The following is a 10,187-nucleotide window of genomic DNA, read 5'->3' as shown; positions in this document are numbered from 1 at the left end:
TTTTCTTTTATTTTAACATGAAAAAGGGCAGTGAAACATATGTTTTGTGCAACTTTTAATTTTCAAACACGCTCTAGTAAATTTCCCTTTCAATATCCAGTATCTCAGCTTCCGTGTTCTGTGCCACAAACGTTCCAATCTCTTCCTGGATACTGTCTGCCTGTGCCTGATGGGCAGCCACGGCCGCCAGTCCTATGACGATGATCTGATGGATATCCTGCTCACCCACTTCCGCTGCAGAAACATTGAATTTGTTCTGCAGCTTTGCAAGCAGGCTTTTTACAACCATCCTTTTTTCCTTCAGCGAATGCACCCATGGTGCATGAAGCCTGATTCTCAATGCTAATATTGTCATCCCTTATCCCCTTTCATTCCAAGAAATATGCCGGCTGCTGATACAAAGAACAAAGGCGGCACCTTTGCCAGCCGGTAACCTAAAAGCAGGCTGATATGGTTCAGTCCCATGAACAATTCATCAAACAGATGCACGTCTGGCAACAGCAGCGGCAGAAGTACGCCCGATGCCGCTATGAAATAAAAAACCAGAATCCCGATGGATATCCCCAATACCGTCCTCCTCACCCATGCCTGTCTTATCCTGATATCCCCTAAAAACCCCATTATATTCATGAAGGTAAGCGTTCCTGCAAAGAAACAGGCCGGACACAGGATGAGAACGGACAGGAAGCGCGGCAGACCGTCATAATAGTGCTGGGCCATCCTTTCCGTCCAGTCCTTTGTGAATACATAAATCAAGGTCCCTGTCAACGTTAAGGCCCCCCACAAAAGGGCATTCCTGATACACTGTTTTCTCTGTGCCTGTCTTGTCTCTGCATCCGCCTCTTCCTGGCGGCGCCCGTATAAGACCATGAGGATATCCGTGTCAAAAGCTCCTGCAATGGCTTCCAGCGTTTCAATATCCGGCTGGGTTCTGCCGGTCTCCCAGTTTGAGACAGCCTGCCTTGTCACATGCAAAAGCCCTGCAAGCTGTTCCTGGGACATCTTCTTCTGTTTTCTCAGGTTCCTGATATTTTTCCCTATGCTGCTCATCCCGATTCCTCCCGGCACACTGTTTTATAGATTAAACATACCACAGAATGCCGGATTTGGTCACGCAACAATTCATTGCAGGCCCGAAATCCCCATTATTTGATGTTGTTATAGAGGAAACAGCCTGTGACATGGTCATTAACCATTCCAACGGCCTGCATAAAGGCATATATGGTCGTTGAACCGACAAACTTAAAACCAAGTTTTTTCAGGTCCTTGCTGATCCGGTCTGACAGCGCGGTTGTGGCTGGCAGATCCTTGATATTTTCACAGTGGCCCACAATGGGCGTATTGTCCACATACCCCCATATCATCCGGTCAAAACTGCCGTACCGGGCCTGGACTGCGAGGAATGCCCTGGCATTACTTATGGCCGCGTTGATTTTCAGGCGATTTCTTATGATGCCCTCATCTGCCATAAGTTCCTCAATCTTCTTATCGTCATAACAGGCCACCAGTTCTGGCTTGAATCCATCAAAAGCTTTGCGGAATGCCTCCCTTTTCTTCAGGACCGTTATCCATGAAAGCCCTGCCTGCATGGTTTCTAATATCAGCATTTCGAACAGCCTGTCATCATCATGTACGGGGCGGCCCCATTCATTATCATGATAATCAATGTATATCTGGGAGTCTCCCGCCCAGGCGCATCTTACCTTTTCATCCATTCCTTTTCCTCCAATCGGTGTTTTGAACCCGGCTGTTCCATCCATGCTGTTTTCCATAAACAACCTGCTTTTTTCCGGATTGCTGCTTTCTGTACAAATCCATTATAACATGGAATAGTGACGGTTTCTGCTATTATTTTGTTTCCGCCCGTTACATGGACCATTTGCCCATATCAACGTTTAAATGTCAGGAAATCAAAAGAACCGCCCATGACCAGACGGTTCTTTTGATTTCCTGCTCAGCAGTGCTGCTGTAAGGATAGCGGTTATTCAGTTTTCAATGACTGTGTTACGCAATCGAAGCCTCAAAACGTCTACCGTGTAACAAAGATACATTATTTCCAGTGTTTCAATTTAGGAAGCTGTTCAGAAAAATATGCCCTTGCCTGTTCTGGAGTAAAATTGCCATCCGACATATGGCTTACCAAAAATTCAAGCAATCTGTCCATAGTCTCATATGCAAACTGTCCGTCTGTATAACACCATTTGCAATAGTCCTCATTAAAGCTGTTATCTGTCTCCCGGCTGATAACACTATCATCTTCCAATGGCATACCGCAACACTGGCAAATGAGTTTTCTTGGACTTCCCAGTAATGTATTGATAGAAACATCAAATGCTATGGAAATCTGTTTTAATGTTTCTATATTCGGCGTTGAGTCACCGTTTTCCCAACGTGAAACGGCCTGACGTGTAACAGATAACCTTTCAGCCATTTCATCTTGGGTCAGCTTGTTTTTAACACGGATGTTTTTCAATACATCCTTTGTATCCATACTTTCACCCTCCCTCTATGGAATGAATCTATTATAGCGTATGTATGTTTTCCTTTCAAGCAATCGTCTATTGCTATTCCAATCGATAAATGGCAGCATATATATCAAAAAAAATCCCTTGATTTCTCAAGGGATTTTCGATAAGCCACTGGCCGGACTCGAACCGGCGACCCACGCATTACGAATGCGTTGCGCTACCAACTGCGCTACAGTGGCATCCGGACAGTCATGCTGTCCCTTAGATGAAACAAGACTGTCGCTCACGCAACAGCCTCTTCATCATGACCTGACCGGGAATCGAACCCGGGTTTACGCCGTGAGAGGGCGTCGTCTTAGCCGCTTGACCATCAGGCCTTAGGTGAATCGAGGCGACGTGATTCGAACACGCGGCCTCTGCGTCCCGAACGCAGCGCTCTACCAAACTGAGCCACGCCTCGATACCTTTGGTAGTATAATACAAATATGGCAGAATGTCAACCATAAATTGTCAAAGTTTTTAAAAAAACTCAGAATTTTATTTTGAAGTAATCCTGCCCCATCCTGCATTCCCATTAATCGTAAATCCTGCCATAATCGTAGCTCCCATAAAAATCCCTGATTGTCTCAAAATACCGGTCCACATTATCACGGGTCAGCCTGTGCTCCCCTGCTGCCATCCACTCCAGTATCCGGTCCCCCACCTGCTCGGAGTAATGGATGACATCCATATAATTATCCAGGTCGCAGATGATGTCAAACTGGTCATCAAACCCAAACAGCCGGATATTGTCACAGGTAAGGAGCATATCCGCCATCAGGCGGAGCGCCGTAAGCTGGCGTTCAAAATCCCCCTTTGCCACAAGCTCGCTGTCCCAGTACGCAATGCTGTAGGGAGGGATAAAGCAATAGAATGTAATATCCGGGTTAGCCCTTGCAACGGCCAGTATATTCTGTTCCACATTGCCTTCAACCATCTGCCTGTCTTCCATGGTAAACGGTACCGGCTCCATGTTCCCTTCCAGGCGCACGAAGGTCTTAAGCACAGCCTCCCTGCCCCACTCCTTATCAGGCGCCCAGTGCATATATCCGTCAAAGGTGGTCATATCTGCCCCTGCCTTTGTCCGGTTCAATATGCTGCGTATATTGCCGAAAATCACTTCTTTATTCCATATGTAATCCACATCGTTCCACGGATTCCTGTCAAACAGGTAATCCGGCGCCGGCGCCGTGGGATTCCACTCATCCTTGTCATACATGAGGAAGCTTTTATCCAGGCTCCTGAACACCATCTTAATCTGCGGATGATAGGAAATGGCCCGCCACACCGCTTCATCCACTTCCTTATAATATCCCCCGCCGTACGGGATCTTGATTGCATCCACCCCGAACAGCTGATTAAACAGGGATACCTTGAAGTTCTCCGTCATGGATGTGCCTGTGAGCACCGCATCGTATGTAAAATGCCGGCTGATGCCATCGTTCTGGTAACGCTCGCTGTCCAATGTATATGCCAGCCCTTTCACTGGCCCATGATAATGGAAAAAGGGGTCCACCACTGCCACAAGCCCTCCCAGGGCAGCCAGCCCCAAAACGGTAAGCCCCAGCGTAAGGCCCAGCCATCTTCCCCAGTATTTCTTCTGTCCATCCCTGCTATCTGTCTGTATATCCAATGCTGTATCTCCTGTCAATACCGATAAAATTAAACATCCTTAAAATTGGAAATAAATAAAAGTGGTAATCCCGGCCAGCGATATGATTGACCACACAAGCATAACCGCTGTCCCGGCGGCCCTTTGCACCGTGGGCTTAAGCCCTGCCTCCGCCATGTTCCTGGTGTTCATCACCAGATGGATTGCAATGCCGTAAATCAGGAATATGGTCATGATCCTGTGATTTAAGAAAACCTGGGGCAGCTCCACCATCTTAAAACTTTCTATGAACCCCGGATTTATCTGCATGTTCCCAAAGCACACCAGTCTCTTAAAAAACTGTTTTGCCTGGGAAATGCTGTCAGCCCTGAATATGACCCAGCCCAGGTTCACGAACAGGAAGGTGGCCATCCACTGGAACGCAATGTGAAGCCTGTTCCACTGCCTGTCAAACATACGGTTAAGGCATTGTGCCGCCCCGTGGATCATACCCCACAGGATAAATGTCCAGTTGGCCCCATGCCACAGGCCGCTGGCCAGGAATACAGCCATCACATTCACATAAGTGCGCACCTTTCCCTTCCTGCTTCCGCCCAGGGGAAAATATATGTAATTGCGCAGGAACCGTGTCAAAGTCATATGCCACCGTTTCCAAAAATCCACCGGGGAAAGCGCCTTGTAGGGAGAATTGAAATTCTGGGGCAGTTCCAGATTGAACATCTGTGAAATCCCTACCGCCATGTCGCAGTACCCGCTGAAGTCAAAATACAGCTGGAAGGTATAGGCCAGCATCACAAGGAATGCATCGGCAGCGCTCAACAGTCCCACCTGTGAAAATCCCCAGGCCACCGGGCCTGCAAAAAACTCCGCAAGTATTACCTTCTTAAAAAGACCTGCGGCAAACACCATGAGTCCCTTGGACATATTCTCCGAATCCATCCTCCGGCGCGCCTCTTCCGTTAGCTGCGGAATGAACTCCCTGTGCAAAAGAATCGGGCCCATGGCAATCTTGGGGAAATACACCGTGAAAATGGCGTAATCAAGGAAACCGTACCCTCCTGTTTCACCTCTATAGGAATCCACCAGCCATGCAACCTGCTGGAACGTAAAAAAGCTGATGCCCACAGGCAGGAGGATCCTTGTCAGCAATAAATCCTGTTTCAGGAACAGGTTCAGGTTCTCCAAGAAAAAGTTGAAGTATTTATAATAGAAAAGAAGTCCCAGGTTGGCTCCGATGCCCAGTATGAGGATGGCCTTCCTTTTGCCTCCATCCCGGCCCGGGGAGGGGGCGGAACCGGCCTCCTTTACATTTTCCAGAAGCATCCGTGAAATTCCCCAGTTGAACCCGGTGCTGGCTAAGAGCAGAAGCAGGTACCATGGATTGCCATAAGCAAAAAACAGAAGGGACATGGCGGCCAGGAACAGCCTGGCCCCTGTCTTCCTTCCCAAGTGCTGCAATCCGAAATACCCTCCAATACAGGACGGGAGAAATAACATTATGAACAGATATGAATTAAACTGCATGATCCTTGTATCCTTTTTCATTTGTGATTTTTATGATCAGAGCGTCAGATTCCTGAGCCTGAGCGCGTTGCCCACCACACATACGGAACTTAGGGACATGGCCAACCCTCCCAGCATGGGACTTAAAAGCGGGCCGCCTAACAGATACAGGGCGCCTGCCGCCACAGGGATTCCCAGCGTGTTGTAGAAGAATGCCCAGAACAGATTCTGTTTAATATTGCGTATGGTTGCTTTGCTGAGTCTGATGGCACGGTACACATCCATCAGATCGGATTTCATCAGCACCACATCCCCGGATTCCAGGGCAATGTCACTGCCGCTGCCAATGGCGCAGCCCACATCCGCCTGGACAAGGGCTGGCGCATCGTTGATTCCATCACCTACCATCATAACTGTTTTTCCCTGTTTCTGCAACCGGTTTACCACATCTGCCTTATCTTCCGGCAATACCTCCGCCACCACCTTGTCCACATGGGCCAGGCGTCCAATATACTGGGCCGTCTTCTCATTATCTCCTGTTACCATATAGACCTGCACACCCAGTTTTTTAATCTTCCCCACCGCCTCCACGCTGGTCTCTTTGATGGTGTCCGCAACGCAGATCAGTCCGGCCAGACGGCCGTCCACCACAACATACATGGGGGTCTTGCCAATGCCTGCATATTCCGACGCCTGCTTTTTTGTTTCATCCGATACAGGGACATTCAGATGCTTCAGAAGGCGGCGGTTGCCAACAGCCACCTTCCAGCCGTTTAAGGAGGTCAGGATACCTGCGCCGGTCACGCTCTCAAACGACTCCGGCATGACCAGTTCCATCTGCTTCTCCCTGGCCGCCTGGACAATGGCCTGGCCCAGGGGATGTTCTGACATCTGTTCACAGGATGCTGCCAGGAATAGAAGGTGTTCTTTTTTCTCCGCATCGGAAGGCGCTGCTGCCTTTGTACTGTCTTTGAGGGTTCCGTCCTCCGTCTCATTGGGCGGTGTGACACCTGGCAGGGCCGCACTCTCCAGTTTCCACACCTGCTCCACCACCGAATCGCTGATTACGCTTACATCCGTCACCTTGGGCCGGCCCTCCGTGATGGTTCCTGTCTTATCCAGGATTACGGCGTCCACCTTATGACAGACCTCCAGGGCCTCCCCGCTTTTTATGAGGATGCCGTGTCCGGCCCCCACCCCGGTCCCCACCATGATGGCCGTCGGCGTGGCAAGCCCCAGCGCACAGGGACAGGCAATCACAAGGACAGCCACGAATATGGTAAGCACAAAGGACAGGTCCCTGCCTCCCACTATCCACCACATAAGGGCGGCTGCCAGGGCGATAACCATCACAGCCGGCACAAAATACCCGGCCACCGTGTCAGCCAGTTTGGATATGGGGGCTTTCCTGCCCTGGGCATCCTCTATCATCCGGATGATTTTAGACAGTGTGGTATCGCTGCCCACATGGGTGACCTCCACTTCCATTGCTCCGTTGTAATTCATGCTGCCCCCAATCACACGGTCCCCTGTCTGTTTCTCTACCGGAATACTCTCGCCCGTCAGCATGGATTCATCCACGGTACTGCTTCCCTGTACCAGGACCCCGTCCAGAGGAATCCTGCTGCCAGGCTTGATTAGTATATGCTGCCCCGCCTCCACCTGCCCGGTTTCCACCTCACGCTCCACACCATTTTCGTAAAGAAGGGCTGTGTCAGGCGCCAGTTCCATCAGCTTGCGGATGGCCTCCGAGGTCTTTCCCTTACTCCGGCTCTCCATGTACTTGCCAAGCATCACCAGGGTTACGACCACGGCGGCCGACTCATAGTACAGCTGGTGCGCCTTCATATGGTCGGCCGGGATTCCCAGGGTCATCACAAGGCTGTAGGCAAATGCGCTTCCCGTGCCGATGGCCACCAGGGAATCCATGTTGGGGCTTCCCTTTATGAGGGAACGGATGCCCACCACATAGAACCGGTAACCGCAGACCAGGATTGGCACGGTAAGGATCAGCTGCGCCAGGGCAAAGTTCAGCGGATTCCTGTCCATTTCCAAGAATGCAGGCAGGGGAAGGGAAAACGGAAGCATATGTCCCATGGAAATGTAGAGCAGCGGGATGGAAAAGCAGACAGCCGTAATCACACGGTTCCTGGCAGACTGCAGATGTTCCTCCTGCTGCTGCCATTCCTCTTCCTCCATTTTCCTGTCCGGCTCCTCCGCCACAAGGCTGGCGCCGTATCCGGCTTTGGATATGGCCTCACGTATCATGCCGGAAGTCACCTGATCCTCATCATAGGTTATCACCATCCGGCTGGTGGTCAGGTTCACATGGCTGTCCTCCACCCCTCCCAGTTTTTTCGTCACACGCTCCACCGCGCTGCTGCAGGCCGCGCAGGACATGCCATCTATGCGGTACTGTTCTGTCCTCATATCTTCTGCTCCTCTCATACCAGGATGTGTTTGGATTTTCCAACACGCTCCCGTATCAGTATGCCCTGCATGAAGCCGGTTTATCAATTTATAAATAAAAGGAACCTGCTGTTAAAAGCCATGTGTCATCTGGCTTTCCAGCAGGTTTCCCTTATTACCCTGTTGTTTTTATGGCATCAGCAGGATATTCTGCGTATGATAATCGTATCCTTCAATCAGATACTTAAAATTCTCATCCAGCCTTGCCATATAGCTGTCAAAATAAATGTCCCATTCATTGTATGAGGTATGGTCATTTAACAGGACCCGGATCCTCATATGGGAAGCCCCCAGCCAGGCATAGGAACCATAGGCTGACGGGGCATGGCTCCTGGGCTTTGCTGTCTGCATATAGCTTCCGTAGCGCATCAGATACTGGTCCAGGTCGGTTGCCCCGGCCCTGTATTCCTGTTTTCCCAGACAGCAGGAAAAGGTGCGGTCCCCTTCCCCGATTTCAAAACTGCAGTCATCTGAAAGAAAGGTAAGACGTATGTACTTATCCGCATCCCGGAAACGTATCTTCCTGCCATTGATGGAATCCTGGTAAGCAGGAATGGCGTTGCCCGTAACCGGCTGTGCGTCCAGGATATGGCTCAGCTCCAGGATTCTTTGCACATTTTCAGGACACTCTTTTAGCGGTTCATTCCCGATACACGGATATACGGTTTCAAAAAATGTATCCAGAAGAGGCTGCGAGCCTGCCGTGGATGAATTCATCACAAACGTGGTGTCACAATCCGGCAGCACCACGCACATCTGCCCAAATAATCCGGACGCACGGTATCCGTTGTGCGTACACCGCCACATCTGAAAACCATATCCCTGGGTGCTTTCTGTTTTATAGGCCGGATAACCGGGCGCGGTGTCTATCTGCTTAGAGGCTGCAAGCGCACACCATTCCTCTGACAGGATCCGGTGTCCATTCAGTACACCCCTGTTCAGGAACAGCTGCCCCAGCTTAATCAAGTCCGTTCCCTTCATGTAAAGGCCAACCCCGCCGATGGAATATCCGGAAGGGTCTTCCAGCCAGTCATAATCCTGAATCCCGCACAAATCAAAAAAGTTTTCTTTCAGGAATCCACATTGGCTTTTGCCTGTTATCTTTGTCACGATTGCCGACAGCATATGGGAGGCCATGGAATTATAGTAAAAACGGCTTCCGGGCAGATCCGTTACGCGTCGGTCAAATATACTTTCACACCAGTCCCTGCTGTCATCCCCTGCCGCAAACATATCAGGCCCATCCTGTCCCATGGCCATGGTCAGCAGATGCCGGATGGTAAGGGTTCCCAATCCATTTTCTGCATAAGAAGGATTGGAAAAATAGGGATGCACCGGTTCATCCAGGCGTAACAGCCCTCTGTCATGAAGGATGCCCACAGCCACGCATGTGAATGTCTTGGTAACCGAATTCTCCACATGCCTGCATGTATTCTTATATGGAAATGCATTAACCTGGGCAATCAGCTTCCCATGCCGTGCCATTGTGAACGTATGTAAATGGATATCACGTTCTTTTAATCTGCGAATAAAGGCTAGTATCCCCCGCGAATCCACCCCTTCCTTTTCACAGGTAGATTGCTCTAATTCATATGTTGGCACCGTACCCCCTCCTATTTCCTGACAACAGAGAAAATGGGTTCTCCTGCTGTCACTTCTTTTCCCAGCTGTTTGTTGACAACTGAAAACTTATCGGAGTCCAAAACCAGTATCGGGGATGTCAGGTCAACGCCCTGTTTTTTGAAATAGTCCATATCAGCATGGCATAACAGGTCCCCAACCTGGACCTGCTGTCCCACGGCTGCCTTCATATCAAATCCTTCTCCTCCATATTTTACGGTATCAATGCCATAGTGGATCATAAGCTCAAGCCCTTCATCCGTCTTCAGGCATATGGCGTGCCGTGTCCCTGCAATCAGTTCCACCCGTCCCGGCACAGGCGCGAACACATCTCCCGATGCCGGTATGATGGCGCATCCATCCCCCATCATAAGCTGTGCAAAGACAGGATCCCTGACCTCGGTCATATCCATGGTCCTTCCGTCAAAAGGAGCGCAGACACTGATTTTCTTTTTAAATATCCCCAACACCTTATC

The 10,187-nt window shown here is 50.1% G+C and carries 9 protein-coding genes and 3 tRNA genes; all 12 read right to left on the bottom strand.

Annotated elements, in window-relative coordinates; genetic code table 11:
- Positions 1-73: 73 nt before the first annotated feature.
- A complete protein-coding gene (locus tag LK536_RS56350; protein ID WP_008716179.1) occupies positions 74-355 on the bottom strand; it encodes a DUF503 domain-containing protein in 282 nt (93 codons plus the stop codon).
- The gene (locus LK536_RS56345) at positions 352-1,050 is read right to left on the bottom strand and encodes a helix-turn-helix domain-containing protein (protein ID WP_227797144.1); all 699 of its coding nucleotides are present in this window, start codon (positions 1,048-1,050) and stop codon (positions 352-354) included. The genes LK536_RS56350 and LK536_RS56345 overlap by 4 nt, the downstream gene beginning before the upstream one ends.
- Positions 1,051-1,145: 95 nt before the next feature.
- The gene (locus LK536_RS56340; protein WP_227797171.1) at positions 1,146-1,715 is read right to left on the bottom strand and encodes a DNA-3-methyladenine glycosylase I; all 570 of its coding nucleotides are present in this window, start codon (positions 1,713-1,715) and stop codon (positions 1,146-1,148) included.
- Positions 1,716-2,050: 335 nt separating this feature from the next.
- A complete protein-coding gene (locus LK536_RS56335; RefSeq protein WP_008716186.1) occupies positions 2,051-2,491 on the bottom strand; it encodes a zinc ribbon domain-containing protein in 441 nt (146 codons plus the stop codon).
- Between the two features lie 143 nt (positions 2,492-2,634).
- Positions 2,635-2,707 (bottom strand) — tRNA-Thr (locus tag LK536_RS56330).
- 66 nt (positions 2,708-2,773) lie between these two features.
- Positions 2,774-2,845 (bottom strand) — tRNA-Glu (locus LK536_RS56325).
- Between the two features lie 9 nt (positions 2,846-2,854).
- A tRNA-Pro gene (locus LK536_RS56320) sits at positions 2,855-2,928 on the bottom strand.
- 114 nt (positions 2,929-3,042) lie between these two features.
- Complete coding sequence (locus LK536_RS56315) at positions 3,043-4,140, bottom strand: hypothetical protein (protein WP_227797145.1); 1,098 nt, start codon at positions 4,138-4,140, stop codon at positions 3,043-3,045.
- 39 nt (positions 4,141-4,179) lie between these two features.
- Positions 4,180-5,577, bottom strand: a complete 1,398-nt coding sequence (locus LK536_RS56310) for an MBOAT family O-acyltransferase (protein ID WP_331472308.1) — start codon at positions 5,575-5,577, stop codon at positions 4,180-4,182.
- Positions 5,578-5,679: 102 nt separating this feature from the next.
- Positions 5,680-8,052 (bottom strand): heavy metal translocating P-type ATPase, encoded by a 2,373-nt coding sequence (locus LK536_RS56305; RefSeq protein WP_227797147.1) that lies wholly within the window; start codon positions 8,050-8,052, stop codon positions 5,680-5,682.
- 168 nt (positions 8,053-8,220) lie between these two features.
- A complete protein-coding gene (locus LK536_RS56300; protein WP_025487212.1) occupies positions 8,221-9,693 on the bottom strand; it encodes a serine hydrolase domain-containing protein in 1,473 nt (490 codons plus the stop codon).
- Between the two features lie 11 nt (positions 9,694-9,704).
- Positions 9,705-10,178 carry a PTS sugar transporter subunit IIA gene (locus LK536_RS56295; protein WP_155858524.1) on the bottom strand — a complete coding sequence of 158 codons (474 nt, stop codon included), beginning with the start codon at positions 10,176-10,178 and terminating at the stop codon, positions 9,705-9,707.
- Positions 10,179-10,187 lie beyond the last annotated feature (9 nt).

The organism is Clostridium pacaense, assembly GCF_020709765.2.
Classification (GTDB): domain Bacteria; phylum Bacillota; class Clostridia; order Lachnospirales; family Lachnospiraceae; genus Enterocloster; species Enterocloster hominis.
This window is presented reverse-complemented; position numbering and strand designations above follow the sequence as displayed.

Coding starts and splice junctions, on each gene's coding strand:
- LK536_RS56350 (WP_008716179.1), bottom strand. CDS start 355: ATGACAATATTAGCATTGAGAATCAGGCTTCATGCACCATGGGTGCAT.
- LK536_RS56345 (WP_227797144.1), bottom strand. CDS start 1,050: ATGAGCAGCATAGGGAAAAATATCAGGAACCTGAGAAAACAGAAGAAG.
- LK536_RS56340 (WP_227797171.1), bottom strand. CDS start 1,715: ATGGATGAAAAGGTAAGATGCGCCTGGGCGGGAGACTCCCAGATATAC.
- LK536_RS56335 (WP_008716186.1), bottom strand. CDS start 2,491: ATGGATACAAAGGATGTATTGAAAAACATCCGTGTTAAAAACAAGCTG.
- LK536_RS56305 (WP_227797147.1), bottom strand. CDS start 8,052: ATGAGGACAGAACAGTACCGCATAGATGGCATGTCCTGCGCGGCCTGC.